Raw genomic sequence first — 23,277 nt, forward strand, 5'->3', positions numbered from 1 at the left:
ACAAAACCTATAAGATATGAGTACTAAAGAAAAAGTAAGAGAAAGAGTTCGCGAAAAAGAAGCCATTGCTTTTAATAACGAGATCATTGTTTATAATGATGATGTAAACACTTTTGATCACGTAATCGATACTCTTATGCGTGTTTGCGACCATACGGCTGAACAAGCCGAACAATGCTCTTTGATTGTTCATTACAACGGAAAATGCACTGTAAAAACGGGTCCGATTGAAAAACTTAAACCTCAATGCACACAACTTTTGGAAGCTGGACTTAGCGCCGAAATTGTTTAATTGATCCATAATTTAAAACGCATTCTGTTTTGTTCTATATTCGAATAAAATAGAATGCGTTTTTTATTTGTCTTATTTTAAATCAAAATATCACATTAAAAACCGTTTAATTTAACAATAATTTAAAAAGCATTTGATTTTATTCTATATTTGAACGAAATAGAATGCTTTTTTTATGGAAGAATATGGAAAGATATTGATTATTGCAATGCCCATTTTTTTGACTTTAATTATCATTGAAAAAATATACGGCATTTATGTAAAAAACGATACAGCGCCACTAATAGACAGCGTATCGAGCATTAGTTCTGGAATAACCAATTCTGTAAAAGATGTTTTAGGACTCAGTATCACTTTTCTTTCTTATGAATGGCTGGTTTCTAAAATTGCATTACAACACTTAGAAGTCAATGTCTTGTCTTATTTTATAGCCTTTTTTGTGATTGATTTTTATGGATATTGGAGTCATAGACTAGCGCATCAGATTAATTTTCTTTGGAACAAACATGCTATTCATCACAGCAGTGAAGAATTTAATCTTGCCTGCGCATTACGTCAGCCAATTGCTAGTTTGGTTAATCTATTTACTTTTTTATTGATTCCTGCTGCTTTGTTGGGTGTTTCTGCTTCAGTAATTGCAATAACGCTTCCTATTCACTTGTTTTTGCAATTTTGGTATCATACCAAACACATCAAAAAAATGGGCTTTTTGGAGCATATTTTAGTAACTCCTTCGCATCATCGCGTGCATCATGCCATTAATCCAGAATACCTAGACAAAAACCACTCTCAGATTTTTATTTTTTGGGATAAGCTTTTTGGCACTTTTCAAGAAGAACTGGACGAAGTTCCACCCGTTTTCGGAATCACAAGACCAGCTAATACCTGGAATCCTATTAAAATAAATTTTCAGCATTTGATTTTACTTATAAAAGATGCCTGGCGCGCTCCAAAATGGAAAGACAAACTCACCATTTGGTTTAAACCAACAGGTTGGCGCCCCGAAAACTTTGAAGAAAAATATCCTGTAAACAAAATTGAAAATGTTTTTAATTTTGAGAAATACGGCACTCAAAACTCTCAAAAATTAATTTACTGGTCGGTCGTACAAGTTTTAATAACATTACTATTTGTAAGCTATCTATTTGAAAATATTGCCAAAATTGGTCTGCCCAATATTTTCATCTACGGTTTTTTTATTTTCGTAACCATATATAGCTACACGGAGTTAATGGACAAAAATAGATTTGCTCTCTTATGGGAAGGCACCCGAATAGCAATAGTAATGGGTATTATTGGCTATTACGGAGACTGGTTTGGGCTAAATCGTACAATCCCAATTAGTAATTATATTATTTTTACCTACCTGATTTTATCTTTTTCAGCAACACTTTATTTTGTTAATTTTGACTTTAAAACCAACCAAAACCAATATACCAATTCATAACCCCTATTATGAGAAACTCATCTTTTTTTAAAATTTATGCTGCATTTAGTGTGGTTTACCTCATTATTCTGCTCACTGGCCACGAACGTTTTGATCTTTTTCTCAAACCCATTCTAATACCAATTATTGGGTTTGGCGCTTACTTTTATAGAAATTTTCCAACGCAGAATATTTTATTAGCTGCACTTGTACTCTCTTGGCTTGGAGATGTTATCTTACTTTTTACAGATCTTGGTGAAATATATTTTATTTTAGGACTCTTATGTTTCCTATCTGCACATATCATCTACTGCATTCTTTTCAATAAGCAGAAGAGAATTAGAAAAAAACAAAACAAACCAATTTTTATATTTGGCAGCATATTAATCGCAGTCTATTTAATCGGGATGGTTTCTGTATTAATGCCCCATTTAGGAGATCTTGAAATTCCTGTTTCTATTTACGCTTCGGTAATTTCAATTATGCTTCTATTTGCTTTCAACGGATTTTTAGTGTGGGAAAAGCCGGGAAATCAGCTTGTGTTTTTAGGGGCTATTTTCTTTATTATTTCTGATAGTATTCTGGCTGTAAATAAATTTTATGCTCCAATTCCTAAAAGCTCCTTTTTTATTATGCTAACTTATCTTCTGGCACAATATCTGATTGTAGTTGGTGTTTTAAAACTAAATCCAAAAAAAGAACAGCAAACAGTTTAACTTTTCCAACAACCTCAATCATGAAAAAAATAGCACTTTTAATTGTTTTAGTAATCATTGCTTCTTCTTGCGTAAGCACAAAATCGACTTTAAAAAATGTTGATGATAATGCGCCTGATTTGATTTTGAAGAAGGACAATACGTTTGCTATAACGCAATTTGCTAAAGACAAAAAGTACGGTTATGATCCTGATTATCCTGTTAATATATTTTTTCAAAATACCAATAGTGAGACTTTAAACGAAAGCCGTTTCTTAAATGCTTTGGCGGGTCCAAATGGCGAAAAAATTACGTATACTAGATTAGAAACCTGCTGTCCGTTCCCAACCAAAAGAAGCAATATGGGCGCTGGATTTTTGAATGTTTATGAATTGAAATGGGAAGGGCAGAAAAAGCCTGTAAAACTGTATTTGAATATTTATGAAAAAGGGATTTTAATGGTTCCGATGGGATTGAGGTTGAAATAAAATAATCTCAGATTAAGATTATGCTTAATGCATTACCGCTATTGCTTATTATTTTACCCGTATTATCACAATTAATATGGGGAACATTTTCTATCTATAAACCTGCCTCATTTAAATTCAGCCAAATTTCTTGGATCAATTTTATCCTGCAAATTGCACTTTCTCTTGTGGCTTTTAATATTGCTGATTATAATTTTTCTAAACAATATGAACAATATCCCAATCCTATGAGATGTGGTATGCCACTTGTAGGAATGGCTGTAGCATGTTTCTTATTACTTTTTGTTTTGATTTTGATCCTTGTAATTCAATTTCTAATTAAAAGATGGAGAACAAAAAGAAATAGGATAAATTCTTAATATTTCTTAATAAAGACAGTATTAAGCTGCAAAATTCTAGAACATGATAAATGTCATTTATTAGTTTCTTTTCATGCTTTAATATTGCCACGGAAAAAGCACTTAATGGTTTTAAAGAAATTTTAGCAATTCGTTAATTCTACTCAGCTCCTAGTCAGCTATTCGAGTTCTTAAAATAATCTTAAATCTTCATCTGCTATTCATAAATCATAACTACCTTTGCAGTGCAAAAAATAATTTTATGAACTTACAACATATTCCACAAATTAAGCATACTGACAGCGGAAATTTCTTTTTATTGGCAGGGCCTTGTGCTATCGAAGGAGAAGAAATGGCTCTTAGAATTGCTGAAAAATTAGTTGGTATTACAGACAATCTTCAGATTCCTTATGTATTTAAAGGATCTTTTAAAAAAGCAAACCGTTCTAGAATTGACAGTTTTTCTGGTATCGGTGACGAAAAAGCTTTAAAAATCTTAAGAAAAGTTTCAGAAACTTTTCATCTTCCAACTGTAACAGATATCCATACAAACGAAGATGCTGACATGGCAGCTCAATATGTTGACGTTTTACAGATTCCTGCATTTTTAGTTCGCCAGACCGATCTTGTTGTGGCTGCTGCCAATACCGGAAAAGTGGTAAACTTAAAAAAAGGACAATTTATGAGTCCGGAAAGCATGAAACATGCTGTTCAAAAAGTTTTAGACTGTAATAATGAGAATGTTATGGTTACAGATCGTGGTACTATGTTTGGCTACCAAGACATGATTGTTGATTTTAGAGGTATTCCTACTATGCAGCAATATGCTTCTACAGTTCTAGATGTAACACACTCTTTACAACAGCCAAATCAGACTGCTGGTGTTACAGGCGGAAGACCTGACATGATTGAAACAGTAGCAAAAGCTGGTATCGCAGTTGGTGTTGACGGTATTTTTATCGAAACACATTTTGATCCTGCAAATGCAAAAAGTGATGGTGCTAATATGCTTCATTTAGACTATTTTGAAGGTTTGATGAACAAACTAGTAGCTATTAGAAAAACGGTTAACTCATTTTAATTTTTTATAATACTTAAGTTCTTTGAAAACAAAAATTTTATTTTTCTTACTGACCTGTGTTTCTTTAAACACATTTGCTCAGGAAGAAATACCAGTACAAAAATATGCTGCCCATAATAAAGGAAAATTCTTTGTTATGTGGGGTGGTAACAGAGAAAGCTACTCAAAATCTGATGTAAACTTTAGAGGTAAAGATTACAACTTTACAGTGGAGAATATGGCTGCTCATGACAAACCAAAAGGATGGCATGTTGATTACATCAATCCTGTTAACATGACTATTCCTCAAACCAATTTGAGATTGGGTTACTTTTTTAGTGATCATTATAGTGTGACTATTGGTGTTGACCACATGAAATATGTAATGTCACAGAATCAAATCGCAAATGTTACCGGAAACATCAATTTACCTGCAGATGATCCTGCGTCAATTTACAATGGTAATTACAACAATACTCCTGTGGATATGTCTCAAGGAGGGGCTAAAGAAGGCGGTTATGGCAATGGTGAAATAAATGTAAATGGTCCAGCTTTTTTAATGTACGAACATACAGATGGTTTAAACTACATTAATACAGAAGTTGCAAGATTTGATGATGTTTCTAAATGGTTTGGATTACCAAATATTGATAAAGTTCAGATTAACTTAACCGAAGGTATTGGCGCTGGAGTTTTATATCCTAAAACCAATACTACTCTTTTAGGTAAAGAACGTCACGATGATTTTCACGTTTCTGGTTATGGTGTTTCTGCAAAAGCTGGTTTAAACGTTACTTTCTTCAAGCATTTCTATATTCAGGGAGAACTAAAAGGTGGTTACATCAATATGCAAGACATTAGAACAACTACTAGCAATGAAGATAAAGCTTCTCAGCACTTTACTTATTTTCAAAGAATTATTGCTGTTGGAGGTATTTTTAGACTCTAATATTTCGTAAAATATATTTTAGAAAATAGCTGCCATTTTATTTGGCAGCTATTTTTTTTATTATTTACTTTGCACTTCAAAGTACTTTAAATTTTACTTTATGAAAAACAAAAAATATCTATTTCCGATTATTACTTTTTTCTTAAGCTTTAGCTGTGCCTTATTCGTGGCTATAAAAGTTTTTCCGAATAATCCGTTTACTGGAACATCCAAAACAGAAAAAACAGCTGTTAGCAAGTTTAAAGACGGAGATCTTATTTTTCAAACATCAGAATCTAAACAGTGTGAGGCAGTTCGCATTGCCACAAATTCGAAGTTTTCTCATTGTGGAATCATTTATGATGTTAACGGAAAATGGTTTGTTTTTGAAGCCGTACAGCCTGTAAAGCTTACTCCGTTGGAAGATTGGATCCAACATGGAAAAGATCATAAATATGTAGTTAAACGATTAAAAGACGATACTGTTTTGAAACCAGAAGTTTTACAAAAAATGAAAGACTACAGTCAGCAATTTAATGGCAAAGAGTATGATGCTTATTTTGAATGGACTGATAACAGAATATATTGCTCTGAATTGATCTGGAAAATTTATAAAAATGCTGCAGGAATCGAATTGTCTCCACTTAGAGAATTGAAAGATTTTAATTTGAAAGATCCGAGAGTTCAAAAAATACTAAAAGAACGTTATGGCAACAACATACCATTAGAGGAAAAAGTCGTTGCCCCTTCTGACCTTGCCGATTCTACTATTTTAAAAACTGTAATAGACACTTACTAATATTTTAAAAAGCTAGATTGCTTTATTGTTTCTAGCTTTTTTATTTACCTATTTACTTTGAAATTCAAAGAACTTTATAAAAACTAACCTATGAGAGATTATTTGATTGAAAAACTGTATGAATGTTCTAAAAAACCGTATCAAAAATACTTCAAAAAGAACCAGCCTTGGAATATTGAGAAAGGTCTTCTAATGGATTATCCTAAAGAAAGTCTAGGATTTAGCTTGGGAAGTTTTCTATATCAAAATCATTTTGATATTCAGGAAAAACTAGAAGATCACGACATTATTCATGTCCTTACCAATACTGGAGTTTCGGTTTATGAAGAAATCGGAATGCAGTATTATTTACTTGGAAATGGAAAAAAAAGCTTGTATTTATTTATGGTAATTCTAACAGGAACTGTTTTTTATCCGAAACGTATGAGCTATTTCATTCAGCAATTTAAAAGAGGAAAAAAGGCAAATGCTTTTCATTACCTCGATTTTTCAAAAATGCTTTTTTTGCCAATTCAAACTATTCAGCAAACTTTTAAAATTTAACAACATGAAAACAACTTATAATTCTTCTGAAGAAAAACAGTCTACAGAATTAGCTATTGGTACATTTATAATCAGTACAATTCTATTTATTCTTTACATCGTTTCAAACGGAAGTGCTATGATTTTAGTTATTGCATGGCCTTTTGCTTTAGGAGCTATAATTGTAAATACAATTATGTTTTTACATTTGACAGATTTGTTTATTCATCTCTCAGAACAGCGAAAAGATATTGGAGTGAAGCTTTTAATCTTATTTTCAAATATTCCAATCCTCTTTTTTTATTATTTGGTTGTGATGAAATCTTGACATAAAAAAAGCCACAAGTAAACTTATGGCTTTTTGTGTCTTATTTTTTTGAAACTTAATTTGCTTTTTTAGTTTCGATTCCGTTTTGGTCTAATAAATACATTAATGTGGTCATTGTTGCTGCACCAAGTTCAAGCTCTCTTTTATTGATTGCATCAAATTTATCGTTTGCTGCGTGGTGATAATCAAAATAACGCTGAGAATCTGGTTTTAAACCTGCTTTTACAATAGCTTGAGAAGTCAAATGACTAATATCTGAACCTGCATGGCCAATTGTGAAACTGTGTACCAAATAAGGCTCAAAAAGGTCTTTGTAACCTTGAATTTTTTTCAAATTAGCATCATCTGCTTCAATTGAAAATCCTCTTGGAGAAAATCCGCCTGAATCACTTTCTAAAGCAAAAATGTGGTTTTCTTTATTTTGTTTTGAAACCTCTTCATATTTGGCTCCGCCTCTTCCTCCATTTTCTTCGTTCATAAACAATACAACACGAATCGTATTTTTTGGTTTGTAGTTTAAGTTTTTCAAAATACGAATTACTTCCATACTCTGTACTACTCCTGCTCCATCATCATGAGAACCATCTGCTAAATCCCAAGAATCTAAATGTCCTCCAACAACCATAATGTTTTCTGGAGTTACACTTCCTGTCAATTCGCCAATTACATTATAAGACAATGCATCTGGTAAAGTTTCGCAAGATTGTTTAAAATAAAATTTCAAAGCTGGATTTCTTTTTAAAGTTTTACTCAACAATTCTGCTCCATTTGTACTAATAGCAGCTGTTGGAATATATTGTTCTTTTGGCAAATCACCGTAGCTTTGAGTACCTGTATGAGGGAAGTCGTCTAGACGTAAATTCATAGAACGAACAATTGTTCCAACGGCACCTAATTTTGCGGCTTCTTTTGCTCCAGCATACCTTTGGTCAACACAAGCTCCATAAGAAGTAAAAGTTTCAATATTTTCAGGATTCATTGGTCTGTTATAGAAAACAATTTTTCCTTTTACTTTATCTGCTCCAAGTTCATTTAGTTCTTTAATTCCTTGAACTTCGATTATTTCTGCTGTAAGACCTGTTTTTGCAGTAGCTACAGAACCACCAAGTGCACAAATTGGCACAGTAGTTTTTACTTTTCCATCAAGAATGTAAGCCGTTTCTTTTTCGCCACGTACCCAATGAGGCACCATAACTTCTTGTAAATAAACTTTATCTAGTCCTAAACTTTCTAATTGTCTTTTAGTATAGTCAACTGCCAGTTCTGCACCTTTAGATCCAGACAAACGAGCCCCGATATCGTTAGACAAATATTCTAACCAAGTGTAACATTTTGATTCGGTTAAAGCTTTTTTATAAAATAATTTGATGTTTTTTTCATCATTTGTCTGAGCAAAAGATGTCAATCCGCTTAAAACTAATGCAGTTAAAAGAATTGTTTTTTTCATAGTTTTGATAGTAATTTTGGAGTTTAGTATACCATTGGTATATTAGCAAAGGAACAAAATTATTAACATTTCTGACGTCTTTTTCTCAACCTTTTCTCAAAAAAAAGCTCCAATTACAAATTTTTCAATTTGCAATTAGAGCTTTTACAGATTTTATAAATAAAGACTATTTAACTTCTATAATCTTATTTTTTGTTCCGATTCCGTTTTCATTAAAAGGCTCAATAGTAAAATAATATTTTGTTCCTTTATCTAAACCTCTAAAATCATAGGTATTATTACCGAAAACCATAATGCTGTTATACAATTTATCTGGTTCAATTCCGTAATAAATATTGTAACCAATCGCATCAGCTTGCTTTTTCCAAGAAATCATCGCATTTCTAGAATCTGCCTTGTTTCTGTCTACTTTAAAAGAAGCAACAGCTTTTGGTTTTGCTGCCAATCCATTTCCAAAAACTCTAAAATCTGAAATTGCAAATAAACCAGATGCATTATGAATATTCTCCATTTTAATGTAACGCGCTTTAATAGATTTTGAAAGCTCTACATAATCATGAGGTGCATCTTTATCATTTTTAGATTTATCTACAACCAAAGTCCAATTTTGAGCATCATCAGACATGAATATTTTATATTGATAATAGATATCCATTGCTTTATTAAACTGCGTTGCTTTATGATCTGCGTAGTTAATTTGTAAAGCATTAATTTCCATTTGTCTTCCTAAATCCATTTGAAGCCATTCTCCTGGATTGCTAGTTTTTGCAGACCAATAGGTTTGAATGTTTTCATCGGTAAGATTTTCTGGTCCATAACAGAATTTCTCATATACTTTTTTACCGCCATTATCCATTCTGTGCGTTTCTACTTCCATACATTCTTCTGAAGAAGAAACCGTTACAGGCTTTTTATAGGAAAGCAGCATCCATCCAGAAGAAGCTCCTTTTGTTTGATCACGTTGGGCTGTTGGCAATACAATTGGAAAATCCCCATAAGCTGTGATCGAATACATTACATCATCTTTATCAAATCCGGCAGGAAACATATCTATACGACGCTCAAAACGATCTTTAATAGAGATCTTGCACGTTCCTGTATTCCAGTAATTTCCATAATTATCTGCGAAAGTATTTCCGTGTCCTGCTCCAATTACAAATCCGCCTGGTTTATAAGACATCGGATTGTGTTTTTGGTACGTAAATGGCCCTAACGGATTATCTCCAACATGAACACCATTTGCGTAGCCTTTAAATTCGGTTGCAGGTGCACCATACTGCATATAATATTTTCCGTTATGTTTTGTCATCCAAGCCCCTTCAATGAAATTCCCCCACGGCGCAGGTTCCATATCATTGTTTGGTCCAAAACGTTCCCATCCATGAGCTGATGGATCAAGAATTGCTACTTCTTTAACTTGTCCATAAACTTTCTGAATATCCTCTACTTCTGTCGCTTTATACAATTCTGCATAGTCTGCTTGATTTCCTTTTGGAAGCCAAGTATTATAATCAACCTCAACACCTACAAGTGGTAATTTTCCGCTTGAGCCGTAGTACATATATACTTTTTTGTCATCGTCTTGAAAAATCGCTGGATCCCAAGTTGGCAACATTGCTTTATCTACGTGACGTGTCCATCTTCCCGATTTCGGGTCTGCCGTTTTCCAAATCGGATGATCTCTCTTCCAAGTTGAACCTACATAGAATAAAGTATCGTTTACAACCCACGCTGCTGGAGCACATTGGTCGTCATCGCCTGGCTGCCTCTGGAAACTCCCGTAAACAAAATTCCAGTCTGACATGTCTTTACTCCAAAAGAAACCAGCCTGATTGGTTGCAAATAAATAATATTCGCCTTTATAAGTAATAATTACAGGATCGGCGCTTGAACGGCGCGATTCCGGAATTCCGTTGTGATTATGAGTCGTAAAATTGTACCCAATATTTATCGGATTACAATAGGTTGTTGCTGGTCTGCTAGGGTCAAACCATTCTGTTTTACCAGAATTTTGTGCCGAAAGGCTACTTCCGAAAAGCATCGAAAGCAATAAAATTGGCTTAAGTTGTTTATATATATTCTTCATGGTTAGATTCTTTAGTTAAGCTTTACAGCTTATTTTTTAATCTCTTTTCTTTCCTTTAAAAGTTCGGGTTCGTTTGTAGTAATGTAATTGAATTTGTGTGCAATAATCCAATCCATATCTTTAGCCTCATTAACAGTCCAAGCATTTAGAATAATTTTATTATCCTTTGCTTCTTGTATCCATTCAGGATGTTTTTGAAAAACAGAATAATGGTAATCAACACCGTTAATTTTATCCGCTTTTACCTCTTTTGGAGATTTATTCCCTTCTAAATATTGCAGAGAAGTTTTCGGATCTATTGCTCTGATTTTTTTTAGAATATCGTAATCAAAACTGATGTAGCAGGTATTTTTATCGGCTTTTAATTTTTTAATGGTTTCGACTGCTGCTACACCCGTTTTTTGTCCTCTTTCTTTACTGATTTCCGAAGGTTTAATTTCGCAAACTAAAAGTGTGTGCTTGTTATTTCGCATTCCTTCGGAAATATATTCATACAGCGTTGGAAGTTTTTCTCCGTTAGAAAGTTTAAACTTTATCAAATCTGCATAATTTGTTTCTTCAATAAGCAGTTTGTTGTAATGGGCATCATGATTGATTACAAGTGAATCATCTGCTGTTCTCCAAACATCAAACTCTGATCCTGGCAATTTTAAATCTATTGCATGTCTTAATGATGCAATAGAATTTTCAGGCAGATTATTCTTTTTCCATGCTCCGCGATGTGCTACTATTGCGTTCTTTTGCGCATTGCAATAGGAGAAAGCAATAAGACATACGGCACTAAATATTTTAATTTTATTCATAATAACGTAGTTAAAAAATTACAAAAAGGTTTTGTCTTTTTAGAAAAAAAGCCCTCCAAACGAAGGGCTTTTCACTAATCAAATAAACCAACTATTTAGTTAACTCAAAACTAACTTTCTTATCGGCATTTGAATTTCCTCCAATGAAAATATCAAACTGCCCTGGCTCTGCTACGAATTGTAAATCAGAGTTATAAAATTTTAAATCTTCAACAGTAATATCAAAACTTACTGTCTGTTTTTCACCTTTTTTAAGTGCTATTTTTTGGAAACCTTTTAATTCTCTAACTGGTCTTGTTACTGAACCAACTAAATCTCTAATGTATAATTGAACTGTTTCTTTTCCGTCAAAATTTCCAGTATTTGTTACATCAACAGTTACTTTCAATTTTCCAGATGGATTCATTTTATCAGAAGAAATTTTCAAGTTTGAATAATCAAAAGTCGTGTAGCTTAAACCAAATCCGAATGGGAATAAAGGCTCGTTTCTTTCGTCAATATAATTTGATCTGAATTTCTCGAATTTACCTTCTGTGTTAGAAAGTGGTCTTCCTGTATTTTTGTGTGCATAATAAATTGGCAATTGTCCAACACTTCTTGGGAAAGTTGAAGTCAATTTTCCTGAAGGATTTACATCTCCGAATAACACATCAGCAATTGCATAACCAGCTTCTGTACCAGCAAACCAAGCATTTAAAATTGCTGGAACTGTTTTTTCTTCGTCTGTAATTACTAACGGACGTCCATCAAATAAAACTAAAACAACTGGTTTTCCAGTTTTTAATAACGCATTTAATAAATCTTTCTGCGCTTGTGGAATTTCTAAGTTTGTACGGCTGCTAGATTCTCCGCTCATTTCTGCAGATTCTCCTAAAGCTGCTACAATTACATCTGACTGCTCTGCTACTTTTAAAGCTTCTGCCAATAAATCTTCTTTTGAACGAGCATCACGGTGTAAAGTTTTACCGAACATTGTCGCATTAGTTTCAAAAGTTTCATCGTAATCTAAATTGCTTCCTTTTGCATATAAAACTTTAGTTCCAGCTCCCGCTACTTCTTTAATACCTCTCAATAATGAAACGGCATTTTCCATTTTTGTAGCCACACTCCAAGTTCCTGGCATGTTTTCTTTAGCATCTGCCAATGGTCCGATTAAACCAATTGTTCCAGATTTTTTAAGTGGTAAAAGCTGGTTTTGGTTTTTTAATAAAACTAAAGATTGTGCAGCAATATCACGTGCTTCTTTTCTGCTATCTGTTGTAAAAATCTCTGTTTTTGCTCTCTTCTCATCACAATATTTATACGGATCTTGGAATAATCCTAAGTCGTATTTTGCTTCTAGAATAAGTTTTACAGCATTATCGATTGTTTCGATTTTTACTTTTCCTTCGTCTAAAGATTTTTTCAAAGTTCCTAAGAAACCTTCTCCAACCATATCCATTTCAACACCAGCATTTAGAGATTGAGCAGAAACTGCTTGTAAATCTCCCATTCCGTGCTCAATCATTTCAGGAATTCCAGTAAAATCTGTTACTACAAATCCTTTAAAACCCCATTGTTTTCTTAAAACATCTGTCATTAACCATTTGTTTCCTGTTGCTGGAATTCCGTCAACTTCGTTGAAAGAAGCCATAACCGAACCTACACCAGCATCTACTGCAGCTTTGTAAGGAGGGAAATAGTCATTAAACATTCTAATGTGGCTCATATCAACAGTGTTGTAATCACGTCCGCCTTCTGGAGCTCCATATAATGCAAAGTGCTTAACACAAGCTAAAATTGAGTTGTTTTTTGAAAGGTCATGCTGTTGGTAACCATTCACCATTGCTTTTGCAATCTGGCTTCCTAAATATGGATCTTCTCCTGAACCTTCAGAAACTCTTCCCCATCTTGGATCGCGAGATATATCAACCATTGGAGAAAATGTCCAGTTGATACCGTCTGCACTTGCCTCTTTTGCTGCAATTTGCGCACTTCTTTCAATTAATCCCATATCCCAAGTACAAGATAATCCTAACGGAATTGGGAATGTTGTTTCGTAACCGTGAATAACGTCCATACCAAAAAGCAACGGAATTTTTAAACGACTTTTTTCAACCGCAATTTTCTGTACTTCTTTAATTTTTTGAACTGATTTAATGTTGAACAAACCACCCACTTTTCCTTCAGCAATATTTTTTGCCACATTTGAGCTGTTTGCCTGCCCAGTGGTAATATCACCAGATGTTGGCAAGTTTAACTGACCCAATTTCTCGTCTAAAGTCATTTTTAACATTAATTCCGCCACAAATTCAGACTTTGGTTTAATTTTCACTGTATTTTTAGCTGGCTTTTTTTGAGCATAACCCAAAACAGCGCATCCTAAAAAAAGTAAGACTAATTTGTTTTTCATTCTATTCTATTTATTTGTTTGTATTCGTTTTTCTTTGCTGTAACATCCAGTCATAGATCTCTTTGTTATCATAAACTCTTGTCCAGCTGTCATGATTTGCATCATCAAAAATGGTCAGCTTTACATCTTTGGCATTACATTTTTTCAATTCATTGTAAATCGTGATGGCATAATTTACATTGACCACATTATCCTGTAATCCGTGGAAAATTCTGGTTGGAATATTGGCTATTTCACATGCTTTTTCTAACTGAATTAAATCTACAAAGCCAGCGACAGGTACGTTTGCGGCAAATAGATCCGGATGTGCAAAAGCCAAATTCCAAGAAGCCCAACCTCCTGAGCTCAAACCAGTAACATATATTCTTTCTGAATCGATTTTATTCTCTTTCTGAATTTTTACAATCAGCTGATAAATTGATTCTATATCCCAATTTTCATCTTCTTTGCATTGCGGAGCCAAAACATAAGCGTCTAATTGGTGTGTTTTTAAATATTTTAAAGGACCATTAATTTTTACTTTCTCCAAATCGGTTCCTTTTTCTCCATCACCCGAAATAAAAACAATCAATGGCTTATTCTCCTTAACATTCTCTGGACGATGCAAAACATATCCCAGTTCATATTTAGACATTATAACTGTATTAATTTTCCCAGTTGTTTCACTCTGCCCAATAACAACTATAGAAAACAACAGAAATATAAATGCTAACTTATTTTTCATAGAACCTTAAATTCCGTATTTCCCAGATTTAAATCCAAGTTTTATTAAACCTTGTTTTACTTCTGGTGCATTCATAAACAATTTCCACAATAGTCCTGTTCTGTAATTTTCGATCATTACAACTTCTGGACCTTGATCAATTGCCAAATAGCGTTTTGCCACCCATTTATTTCCTAAACTAAGAGCATCATAAAAACCTGCATTTCCCCAAGTTTCATCTTTATGATTCTCATATAAATTGCGGATAAATGTCATTGATTCTTTTGGCGTATAAACGATTGAGCTAATTGCTGCTGTTGGCGAAATCACACCTTGATCGTTACTTGGCATGTGTGCATTATATCCAATAGAACCATCAGGATTTCTTGAATATGATGCAGTTAACCCCCAATATTCTGGACCATAACCTTCAATTTTTTTCGGGTTTTCAACACAATATTCGTAGTTAATTTTAGTCTGGTTTACATTTAAATCCCAATAATTAGCATATTTATCGCTTAATTGGTTTGGATCTAAACCTACATAAGAATAATGCGCCCAGAATAATGGACCACCAAATTCTTCTGCCCCATTATGCTTTAAAATAAGTGGGATATTGTATTTTGTTTTTGAAGAAACTATACCACCGCTTCTCGCCCATCCTTCGTGATATGCTTTTGCATCGATTGTATGCGTTGGCGAAGACGCTGCCATTACGTAAGTAATAAGACATTCGTTATATCCTTGTAATGGAAAATTCATCTCCCAAGCATAACTTGGAGACCAGTGCCAGTACAAAACATTTTTATTGTTTGTGTACCACTGCCAGTCAACACCTTTCCAAAGTGCATCAAATTTTTGTGCTACCGCTTTTTCTTTTTCAGAACCATCTTTAAAATATTCACGAACGGTAATCATTCCTGCAACCAAAAATGAAGTTTCGACTAAATCACCACCATTATCCTTGGTTCCAAAAGGTTTTACTTTTCCTGTATTTCCGTCAATCCAATGTGACCATGCTCCATGAAAACGATCTGCTTTGCCTAAAAAATCTGCAATTTTGTTAAGTCTCTCTACTCCTTGCTCTTTAGTAATATAACCTTGAGACATTCCTGAAACAAGTGCCATTAATCCGAAACCTGAACCTCCTGTTGTAACGATATTAGAATCATTTTCAGGATAAACTCCGTCAGGATGATAACGTTCTCTCGCTAATCCAGAATTTGGTTCTGCATAGTCCCAAAAGTATTTAAAAGTTTCTTTTTGAACAGCATCTAAAAGCTGCTCATCTGTTAATGCAGTAACGCCAGAAGTATTTTCCTGTACATTTTCTTTCGACTTATCGGCATTAGATCCACAACTAAAAAAAGTAAAAGCTAAAAATAAAACTGAAATTCTAACCATTATAAAAATTTAAGATTTTAATAAATAATCACTTCCCTTAGAAAATCTAAAGGAAGTGATATTAAGATTTTAATTAATAACCAGGGTTTTGTGTTGTTACCCCTCCAGATTGTTGAACCACTAAAGCCGGAATTGGAAATAACTCATGTTTACCAACAATAAAAGTTTTTCCGCTTGGGAAAGTAGCACTAACATCTGCTTTCATAGCTGCTTCTGCCTGTCCTGTTCTTACAAGATCAAACCATCTGTCATGTTCAAAAGCAAATTCTAATCTTCTTTCTTTATAAATTGCTTTTCTAACATCTGACTGACCTGTTGCTGGAGTATCACCTAATCCCGCTCTATGTCTAATTTGATTGATCAAAGGAATCGCTTCTGCAGTTTGACCTAATTCATTTAAAGCCTCAGCCTTCATTAATATTACCTCAGCATATCTTAAATATCTAAGATTTACGTCTGTAAATTCCTGATTGTAAAACGCTGATGAATATGCTTTATAATTGTACATTGGGTTAGATACAGTAGATGCCACCTCTCTACCATCATACAAAACAGAACCTCTAAAAATAATGGTTGCGGCTTTTCTAACATCTCCAGCTTCGTAAGCATCAGCAAGTCCTTGAGATGGTGTATTGAAACCCCATCCCCATCCTCCAGCACCTCTAGGCGCTTGAGACACAGTATAATTTCCTATTCCATATCCTGGAGAAGAAGTTCCTCCAATTCCATTAATTTCAAAAATTGACTCTGGACCAAACTCTCCTTCTTTCTTGTATTGCAAAGAATAATCAGAAACTAAAGAATAACCTGTTACTTGATTGCAATTGTCAATTACTTTTTGCCAGTTTTTTTGGTATAAATTAACCTTAGCTAACAAAGCATAAGCAGCTCCTTTAGAAGCACGTGCAACATCAGTCCCACTATATGAAGATTTTAGCGGTAAAGCTTCGATAGCATCATTTAAATCTTTTTCGATAAAAGCATAAACTTCTGCTGGAGTTTTACGAGTTAACTGCATAAGTCTGTCTTCTTCATTTCCAGGAATTGGCAAACGGTCAACAATTGGAACTCCTCCATATCCTTTAACTAAAGTAAAATACATAAAAGCTCTTAAAAACTTTGCTTCTCCTTCTAATCTTGTTTTTAAAGCTGGCGAAACTTGCGTAAGTTTTGGAAACATTGCTAATGCTTGATTAGCTCTGTTGATTCCTGCATAATTATAATTCCAGATACTACTGAATGATGGTGTAGAAGAATTAAAAGTTAAAGCATCTAGAACATCTTTATCTGTACCAGTATCTCCAGGATCAGAACCTTTGTCTGCGTCGTCAGTCATAATACTGCTTACCCCATTCCAAGCAAAAGAAGACATGTCCCAAGATAAAAATATATTATAAACTGCATCAACCATTGATGTAGCTCCTGCATCGCTATCAACTAAAGCTGGATCTGCAGGAATATTTTTTGTCTGATCTACTTCTAAAAATTCGTCTGAACATCCAGATACAAACAAACCAGAAAGTATAAAAAGTGATATATATAATCGTTTCATGATATTAAAATTTTAAGTTTGCACCAACTACAAATGTTTTCAATGCCGGGTAAGCATCTAACTCTACTCCCTGAGTACCTTTAACTAATTCTCCATCTCCTAAAACCTCAGGTGAGAATCCTGAAAATTTTTGACTAATGAAAGGATTCATAGCATTTACGTAGATTCTACAATAGTTGATAAAACCTTCTTCTCTTAACGGAAGTTTATAACCTAATGTAATGTTATTGATTCTGAAGAAGTCTCCAGATTCTAAATAATAAGTTGATGCTACTGGAACCTGATTAAATGGAGCTGGATTAGATCCTGATGTATTTGTTGGAGTCCACATGTCATTAAGTAAAGAAGCTTCTACATTTTCTCCATAAAAACGCTGTGCTTTTTTTCCGTTATATACTTTTGCTCCATTTGTTCCGTATCCGTCTACAGAGAAATCAATATTTTTATAATTTAATCCTAAAGTAACGCCGTAAGTAGAAGTTGGTAAAACAGAACCTACATATTTCCTGTCTTTAGTTTGATCTAAAGCACCTTGAGCTACCTTATTTCCGTCTGCTGTATAGTACAACATCTGTCCGTTTGCTGGATCAACCCCTGCATATTCGTACATATAGAAACTACCTAAAGGCTGTCCTACTGATGTATTATCAAGTATTTTTGTTACTTGACCATTTCCTAATGAACCACCATTAATTGTTGCAAGTCTAACATTTTTTAAACTAGCTAATTCATTTTTGTTATGAGAGAAATTTCCTCCTACCCAGTAACTTAAGTTATCAGTAATTTTGTCATCCCAACGCAAAGCAATTTCGTACCCTTTATTAGATACCTCACCTACGTGTGTTGGAGATTCTACAGTAATTCCTGAAGTTGAGTAAGGCGTAACATTTAAAATAGCATTGTTAGTGTTTTTACTATAAACATCAAACGATCCTTTTAATCTACTATTAAACAACTCAACATCTATACCTGCAGAAGCTTCTTCTACAATTTCCCATGATAAACTTGGATCAATTTGCGAGTTAATAGTTGTTCCAGAACCTCCATTGTAATCTACTCCAGAAGTAAATGACTGAATGTTTAATGGAACTTTTTGGTTTCCTAATTTACCCCAAGAACCTCTAACTTTTAATAAATCTAAATTTTTAATATCAGATAAGAAGCTTTCTTTTGTTACAATCCATCCAATACCAACTGATGGGAATGTTCCCCAACGGTAGTCGCTTGAGTAATTTGAAGATCCATCACGTCTTACAGTACCTGTTAATAAATATCTATCCAATAATTTATATTGAAAACGTGCAAAATATGATGCTAATCGAGCTTGATTATCATTTACAGCTTTATATGTAGTTACACCTCCATTTTGTGCGTAATTAATACCATCAAGCCCCCAATAGTTACTATTTGGGTTTACGTTTCTAATATCTGCAGTAGTTTTTGATCTCGTTCCAATTACGTTAGCCTCAATACCTGCAGTAACTTCAACATCATGAATTTCAGCAAAAACTTTGTTATAAGTAAAATAGTTTGATAAATTCCAGTTGAAATAATCGTCAGTGTTTCTTGTCAAAGTGTTTGTATTCAAACTCTTTTTGTCATAAGCAGATTCTACTCTGCTCGGATCAGCTGCTAACCAAAGACCTAAATTATCAACAAAATTATATTGTTTATAAGTAAAATATTCTCCATTAAATTGAGATGTAAACTTCAATGATTTCATGATGTCCCAATCTAATCTTAATCCACCTTGAAGTGTAACTGTTTTTTGTTGCTCGTTGTTATAATCTAAGGCAACAACAGGGTTTCCAACTGAGTTAAAAGAATCTCCCGTTTGAGAAATAACTCCATTTTGTATAAATGGCACACCATATTTCCCATTAGGATAACGTACCGGAACTAAAGGCGATTGTCTGTAAGCAGATGTGAATGCAGACATTGGCTGTGGAGTATTTTTTATAGAACTAACACTGAAGTTTTGGCTAATTTTAAGTTTCTCCGAAATTTTGTACTCATTGTTACTTCTAAAAGTAGTACGCCCGTATTCAGTTCCTTTTAAGATACCCTCTTCTTCGTAATTACCAACACTAAAGAAATATTTAATATTTTCTCCTGATCCAGAAAGCGATACGTTATTTTGAGTGTAAACTCCTGTTCTTGTTATTTCATCAAACCAGTTTGTATTATACGGTTGATTTTGAGAAAATCTTCCAGCAGGAAACTGACTAATAAACGCTGCATTATTATACTGAATATATTGGTCAGCATTTGCCATTTTCACTTTCTTTAGAGGAGATCTAAAACCAGCATAGCTATCAATATCTACAGTAAGTTTCCCTTTACCTGTTTTAGTAGTAATCATGATTACCCCATTTGCACCTCTTGTTCCATAAATGGCAAGTGCAGAAGCATCTTTTAAAACCTCATAAGAAGTAATATCATTTGAGTTGATATTATTAATGTTATCAGTAGGCATACCATCCACAACATATAACGGATTTCTTCCTCCTAATGCAGTACCAACCCCTCTAATAACAATAGAAGGCGTACTTCCTGGCGCATCTGAAGTAGCAACTTGTACCCCTGCAGCTTTACCTTGAATAGCTTGAGAAGCATTTATTACTTTCATTTTGGTAATCTCTTCGGACTTAATTGAGCTTACAGCCGAAGTATTATCAATTTTCTTTCTTGTACCGTATCCAATTACAACTACTTCTTTTAAAGCAGTATCGCCCGCTTCTTTTAAGGTTATTGTCATTGGTGCGGCAGTAGCCGGTACAGAAACCGAATCAAAACCCAACATAGAGATCTTTAAAATATCTCCAGGTTTTGCATTAATTGTAAAGTTTCCGTCGAAATCTGCATCTGCAGTTGCTCTAGCATCAGCTGAAGCGATAATTGCTCCTGGAATTCCCATTCCATTACTGTCTACTACTTTTCCTTTAATTGCTTGAGCTTGCCCCATCATATAGGTAGGCAGCAGCAAGAGCGCTAAAAAGCTAAAAATAAAATTTTTCATACAGTACGTAATCGTTTAAGTTAGTAGAGCCAAATTAAGCAATTACAACGTTGTAGTACATCAAACACCACTACAACATAGCTACATCATTATGTTAAATTTTTACCTTACAACAATGATTATCAACACTATAAATGTTAAAGAAATTCGTTTAACATAACATTATGATGTAGTAATGATGTATCGCAATTATATAAAAAATGATATGGAAAAATATAAATTCTGTAAAAAACAAAACCAAATCTTACAGAGTTAATAAAAACTTGGACAAGTTTTCGTCCTGAGTAAGGTTTAGCTTCTTTCTAAGACGATATCTATGCAATTCTACACCTCTAAAAGAGATATTCATCATAGGAGCAATTTCTTTAGAAGAAAGATTCATTTTTAGATAAACACACAGTTTTATATCCTTTGGAGTTAGTTGTGGATATTTTTTAGAAAGGTTAATAATAAACTCATTGTGAATTTGATTTAGATTGGTTTCAAAAGTTTCCCATTCGTGCTTATTCACTTCATTGATTTTAATCGCTTTTCTAATTTCATTCTTTAGTTTGCCAAAATCTTTTTCGGTTTCCAAAATACCTTGAATTTTATCAATCATTTCTGTTTGTTTGGCAATTGATAAAGATTTACCTGCTACTTCTGAAGATTTTGCTTGCAATTCTAATTCCAAGATATGTTTTTCATATTCTTGAATATTAAGTTCGTTTTCTTTCTTCAACTCCATCTCCAGAATTTCTCTCTGATGTTTTAATTCTTCAGCCTGCAATTTTAATTTTTGCATATAGCGAAGTTTATTCCATTTATAATAGAAAAATAAAACTGCTCCAACCACAAGAAGATATAATAGAATCATCCAAAAAGAGAAATACCACGGCTCTGCAACTTTAAATTTATAAGAAGAAACTTTATCATAAGTAGATCCATCATGTTTGAATATTTCTACTGTATGATCACCACTGCTTAAATTATTTAAAACTATTAATCCATCTGAAATAGAGATAAATTCTTTTTCCTTATCAAGTTTATAAAACAAATTTGGTCTGCTCGCGCCATAAATTCCAGAAATAACGTTAATCTTTAATTCCGTATTGAATTTAACTTTCTCTTCATTAGGAACTAAAATATCATTACTAAATGCTTCAATTTTTACTCCAGAATTTTGTTTGTTTTCATATTCGAGTTTAAGTGAAACAAATCCGTCATCGAGATTAAACAGATAATAATTATCTTTCTTGAAAATCCTTAAATTCTCATTGATTAATTTTCCTTTATAATATTTCTCCTGAATAATATTCCACACAAACTTGTTACCTTCTGTATAAATATGATATAAGATTCCGTTTTGCAAAACCATAAAATGATCATCGTCTATGGAAACAATATCTGTTACATTTTTAAAACTTGTATTAAACAATTCATTTTCTTCCAATTTACCAGCTATCGAATTGTAGGTATACCAAGAATTGTTAATTAGAAAAAGTATTTCTTTTCTAAACTCAAAAATCTTTATTCCAAAATCGTTTTGTATTTTACTCTGCTGTGTGACATTTTCAACTTTTAGCGTGTTGTAATTATCATCTAGTAAAACACGATACAAACCACGATAATTATCTGCAGCCCAAATTTCATTTTTTTTATTTTGAGCTACATATTTTATAGGTTTTGCAAGATCTTTTATGATTTTATAATGAGACATGTTTGCGGGATCGTCATAAACAAGAATACCGCTATAAGTCGATTGAAAATAAGTGTCATTAATACTGCTCTTGGACATATTCCAACCTCCGCTAACGCCATTTATCTTGCTCAGCGTATTATTTTCATACGAAAAAGTACCATCATTATGACCTATAATATATTTTCCGTCAATGAGAGAAATATTCCAGCCCTGCCCTTGCGTATTAGGCATCATATTAAACTTTCCGGCACTATATTCAAAAATTCCATGATTTGAAGCAATTAAATAGCCTTTATTAATTGAAGCGACTGCATAAACTGATCCTAAAAGTCCAGAATTATCATAAAAGAAAGAAATAGGAGAATTAACCTCAACGTGCGCAATACCATTATCTAAACCAACCCACAAATCATTTTCTTTATCCAATCCTAAACTTAAAACCGAATTATTCATTAAGACATTATTGCGTTCAATATTTTTAAATGAATTGGTTTTTAAATCTAAAATGAAAATTCCACGATTTCCAGTTCCGATAATTAGTTTTTCATTTTTGACAAATTTTGCCACATTAATTGTAGCCGATTTTAAAACTTCATTTATGGGATGATCCCAACTTCTTAATCCATTTTTTTCTACAATAAAAACTCCTTTTTTCTGTGTAAAGATGTAAGTCTGGTTTTTATACTTTTCTATGGCATGAACAACAGTATTTTTCAAAACATTCCATCCTTTTGGATTGGCAATATATTTACCATTCATTTTAAAAATTCCGTCTATAACTGAAGCAACATATAAATCTTTATCTACACCAAAACAATAAGAAATAAGAAATGGAAATTTAATTTTCTTAATTGTTTTTCCATTATAAATAAAAACATCATTAAAAGATTGAAAATAAAGAGACCCGTTAAATTTGAATATTTTCCATATTTCCTCGTTGTCCTTCTCATCAAACAATCTGAGGTTTTTGGTAATAGAAACATAGTGCATTGTTCCTTCTTTTCTATACCAATAGCCAAATTCTTTATAAGAACCAGAATAGATTTTATCTCCCTCAATCAGGATAGATCGAATGATCGTTTTGTTTGGAAGTGTATATTTTTCCCATTTTACTCCGTCGTAACGAAGCAAGTAGTGATTATTGGCAAAATACATCGCATTATCATTTCCTTGTGCCACATTCCAGATCTGATTATCACCCTGATAATCTGATTTGCTGTAATTTTCGACAAAGGGAAGTAATTCTTGTGCTTGAAGTTGTAAAGCGATGAAAAAGAAGATAACTGATTTAAAAAGTATCGATTTCAAAGTATT

19 protein-coding genes are annotated in these 23,277 nt (G+C 33.2%); 10 read left to right on the forward strand and 9 right to left on the reverse strand.

Annotation, left to right across the window (positions count from 1 at the left end):
* The first annotated feature begins 16 nt into the window (after positions 1–16).
* The 10 genes from ACFO3N_RS19715 to ACFO3N_RS19760 all read left to right on the forward strand — a co-directional run bounded on the left by ACFO3N_RS19715 (position 17) and on the right by ACFO3N_RS19760 (position 6,876).
* Positions 17–292, forward strand: a complete 276-nt coding sequence (locus tag ACFO3N_RS19715; RefSeq protein WP_095927736.1) for an ATP-dependent Clp protease adaptor ClpS — start codon at positions 17–19, stop codon at positions 290–292.
* Positions 293–467: 175 nt separating this feature from the next.
* Positions 468–1,739: a sterol desaturase family protein gene (locus ACFO3N_RS19720; RefSeq protein ID WP_379800625.1), complete on the forward strand. Its 1,272-nt coding sequence runs from the start codon at positions 468–470 to the stop codon at positions 1,737–1,739.
* Between the two features lie 8 nt (positions 1,740–1,747).
* Positions 1,748–2,434, forward strand: a complete 687-nt coding sequence (locus ACFO3N_RS19725; protein WP_379800626.1) for a lysoplasmalogenase — start codon at positions 1,748–1,750, stop codon at positions 2,432–2,434.
* Between the two features lie 20 nt (positions 2,435–2,454).
* Positions 2,455–2,901 (forward strand): 2-dehydro-3-deoxyphosphooctonate aldolase, encoded by a 447-nt coding sequence (locus ACFO3N_RS19730; protein ID WP_379800627.1) that lies wholly within the window; start codon positions 2,455–2,457, stop codon positions 2,899–2,901.
* Positions 2,902–2,921: 20 nt separating this feature from the next.
* Complete coding sequence (locus ACFO3N_RS19735; protein WP_379800628.1) at positions 2,922–3,260, forward strand: hypothetical protein; 339 nt, start codon at positions 2,922–2,924, stop codon at positions 3,258–3,260.
* Between the two features lie 241 nt (positions 3,261–3,501).
* Complete coding sequence (kdsA, locus tag ACFO3N_RS19740) at positions 3,502–4,320, forward strand: 3-deoxy-8-phosphooctulonate synthase (protein ID WP_379800629.1); 819 nt, start codon at positions 3,502–3,504, stop codon at positions 4,318–4,320.
* Positions 4,321–4,342: 22 nt separating this feature from the next.
* Positions 4,343–5,248, forward strand: a complete 906-nt coding sequence (locus ACFO3N_RS19745; protein WP_320492617.1) for a hypothetical protein — start codon at positions 4,343–4,345, stop codon at positions 5,246–5,248.
* A 100-nt stretch (positions 5,249–5,348) separates the two neighbouring features.
* Complete coding sequence (locus ACFO3N_RS19750; RefSeq protein WP_379800630.1) at positions 5,349–6,026, forward strand: YiiX family permuted papain-like enzyme; 678 nt, start codon at positions 5,349–5,351, stop codon at positions 6,024–6,026.
* 90 nt (positions 6,027–6,116) lie between these two features.
* On the forward strand, positions 6,117–6,569 hold the full coding sequence (locus ACFO3N_RS19755) for a hypothetical protein (RefSeq protein ID WP_379800631.1): 453 nt from the start codon (positions 6,117–6,119) through the stop codon (positions 6,567–6,569).
* 4 nt (positions 6,570–6,573) lie between these two features.
* Entirely contained in the window at positions 6,574–6,876 is a 303-nt protein-coding gene (locus ACFO3N_RS19760) for a hypothetical protein (protein ID WP_379800632.1), read from the forward strand.
* Between the two features lie 55 nt (positions 6,877–6,931).
* Here the strand turns inward: ACFO3N_RS19760 and ACFO3N_RS19765 are convergent, their stop codons facing one another.
* The 9 genes from ACFO3N_RS19765 to ACFO3N_RS19805 form a co-directional block, all read right to left on the reverse strand.
* Positions 6,932–8,323, reverse strand: a complete 1,392-nt coding sequence (locus ACFO3N_RS19765) for a M20/M25/M40 family metallo-hydrolase (RefSeq protein WP_379800633.1) — start codon at positions 8,321–8,323, stop codon at positions 6,932–6,934.
* 166 nt (positions 8,324–8,489) lie between these two features.
* A complete protein-coding gene (locus ACFO3N_RS19770; RefSeq protein WP_379800634.1) occupies positions 8,490–10,409 on the reverse strand; it encodes a discoidin domain-containing protein in 1,920 nt (639 codons plus the stop codon).
* A gap of 29 nt (positions 10,410–10,438) precedes the next feature.
* Positions 10,439–11,212 carry a glycerophosphodiester phosphodiesterase family protein gene (locus tag ACFO3N_RS19775; RefSeq protein ID WP_320492611.1) on the reverse strand — a complete coding sequence of 258 codons (774 nt, stop codon included), beginning with the start codon at positions 11,210–11,212 and terminating at the stop codon, positions 10,439–10,441.
* Positions 11,213–11,303: 91 nt separating this feature from the next.
* Positions 11,304–13,604 carry a beta-glucosidase BglX gene (gene bglX / locus ACFO3N_RS19780; RefSeq protein ID WP_379800635.1) on the reverse strand — a complete coding sequence of 767 codons (2,301 nt, stop codon included), beginning with the start codon at positions 13,602–13,604 and terminating at the stop codon, positions 11,304–11,306.
* A 10-nt stretch (positions 13,605–13,614) separates the two neighbouring features.
* Positions 13,615–14,328: a carboxylesterase family protein gene (locus ACFO3N_RS19785; protein ID WP_379800637.1), complete on the reverse strand. Its 714-nt coding sequence runs from the start codon at positions 14,326–14,328 to the stop codon at positions 13,615–13,617.
* 6 nt (positions 14,329–14,334) lie between these two features.
* A complete protein-coding gene (locus ACFO3N_RS19790) occupies positions 14,335–15,711 on the reverse strand; it encodes a glucoamylase family protein (RefSeq protein ID WP_379800638.1) in 1,377 nt (458 codons plus the stop codon).
* A 73-nt stretch (positions 15,712–15,784) separates the two neighbouring features.
* Entirely contained in the window at positions 15,785–17,263 is a 1,479-nt protein-coding gene (locus ACFO3N_RS19795; protein ID WP_379800639.1) for a RagB/SusD family nutrient uptake outer membrane protein, read from the reverse strand.
* Positions 17,264–17,267: 4 nt separating this feature from the next.
* The gene (locus ACFO3N_RS19800) at positions 17,268–20,282 is read right to left on the reverse strand and encodes a SusC/RagA family TonB-linked outer membrane protein (RefSeq protein ID WP_379800640.1); all 3,015 of its coding nucleotides are present in this window, start codon (positions 20,280–20,282) and stop codon (positions 17,268–17,270) included.
* 244 nt (positions 20,283–20,526) lie between these two features.
* Positions 20,527–23,271 (reverse strand): helix-turn-helix and ligand-binding sensor domain-containing protein, encoded by a 2,745-nt coding sequence (locus ACFO3N_RS19805; protein ID WP_379800642.1) that lies wholly within the window; start codon positions 23,269–23,271, stop codon positions 20,527–20,529.
* Positions 23,272–23,277 lie beyond the last annotated feature (6 nt).

The organism is Flavobacterium chungangensis (assembly GCF_042654045.1).
Lineage (GTDB): Bacteria > Bacteroidota > Bacteroidia > Flavobacteriales > Flavobacteriaceae > Flavobacterium > Flavobacterium chungangensis.

What these genes read in the sequence shown, in the direction of transcription:
- kdsA (WP_379800629.1), top strand. Translation starts at nt 3,502, where the DNA reads ATGAACTTACAACATATTCCACAAATTAAGCATACTGACAGCGGAAAT.
- ACFO3N_RS19755 (WP_379800631.1), top strand. Translation starts at nt 6,117, where the DNA reads ATGAGAGATTATTTGATTGAAAAACTGTATGAATGTTCTAAAAAACCG.
- ACFO3N_RS19725 (WP_379800626.1), top strand. Translation starts at nt 1,748, where the DNA reads ATGAGAAACTCATCTTTTTTTAAAATTTATGCTGCATTTAGTGTGGTT.
- ACFO3N_RS19715 (WP_095927736.1), top strand. Translation starts at nt 17, where the DNA reads ATGAGTACTAAAGAAAAAGTAAGAGAAAGAGTTCGCGAAAAAGAAGCC.
- ACFO3N_RS19795 (WP_379800639.1), bottom strand. Translation starts at nt 17,263, where the DNA reads ATGAAACGATTATATATATCACTTTTTATACTTTCTGGTTTGTTTGTA.
- ACFO3N_RS19720 (WP_379800625.1), top strand. Translation starts at nt 468, where the DNA reads ATGGAAGAATATGGAAAGATATTGATTATTGCAATGCCCATTTTTTTG.
- ACFO3N_RS19760 (WP_379800632.1), top strand. Translation starts at nt 6,574, where the DNA reads ATGAAAACAACTTATAATTCTTCTGAAGAAAAACAGTCTACAGAATTA.
- ACFO3N_RS19750 (WP_379800630.1), top strand. Translation starts at nt 5,349, where the DNA reads ATGAAAAACAAAAAATATCTATTTCCGATTATTACTTTTTTCTTAAGC.
- ACFO3N_RS19800 (WP_379800640.1), bottom strand. Translation starts at nt 20,282, where the DNA reads ATGAAAAATTTTATTTTTAGCTTTTTAGCGCTCTTGCTGCTGCCTACC.
- ACFO3N_RS19790 (WP_379800638.1), bottom strand. Translation starts at nt 15,711, where the DNA reads ATGGTTAGAATTTCAGTTTTATTTTTAGCTTTTACTTTTTTTAGTTGT.
- ACFO3N_RS19730 (WP_379800627.1), top strand. Translation starts at nt 2,455, where the DNA reads ATGAAAAAAATAGCACTTTTAATTGTTTTAGTAATCATTGCTTCTTCT.
- ACFO3N_RS19770 (WP_379800634.1), bottom strand. Translation starts at nt 10,409, where the DNA reads ATGAAGAATATATATAAACAACTTAAGCCAATTTTATTGCTTTCGATG.
- ACFO3N_RS19735 (WP_379800628.1), top strand. Translation starts at nt 2,922, where the DNA reads ATGCTTAATGCATTACCGCTATTGCTTATTATTTTACCCGTATTATCA.
- bglX (WP_379800635.1), bottom strand. Translation starts at nt 13,604, where the DNA reads ATGAAAAACAAATTAGTCTTACTTTTTTTAGGATGCGCTGTTTTGGGT.
- ACFO3N_RS19775 (WP_320492611.1), bottom strand. Translation starts at nt 11,212, where the DNA reads ATGAATAAAATTAAAATATTTAGTGCCGTATGTCTTATTGCTTTCTCC.
- ACFO3N_RS19785 (WP_379800637.1), bottom strand. Translation starts at nt 14,328, where the DNA reads ATGAAAAATAAGTTAGCATTTATATTTCTGTTGTTTTCTATAGTTGTT.
- ACFO3N_RS19765 (WP_379800633.1), bottom strand. Translation starts at nt 8,323, where the DNA reads ATGAAAAAAACAATTCTTTTAACTGCATTAGTTTTAAGCGGATTGACA.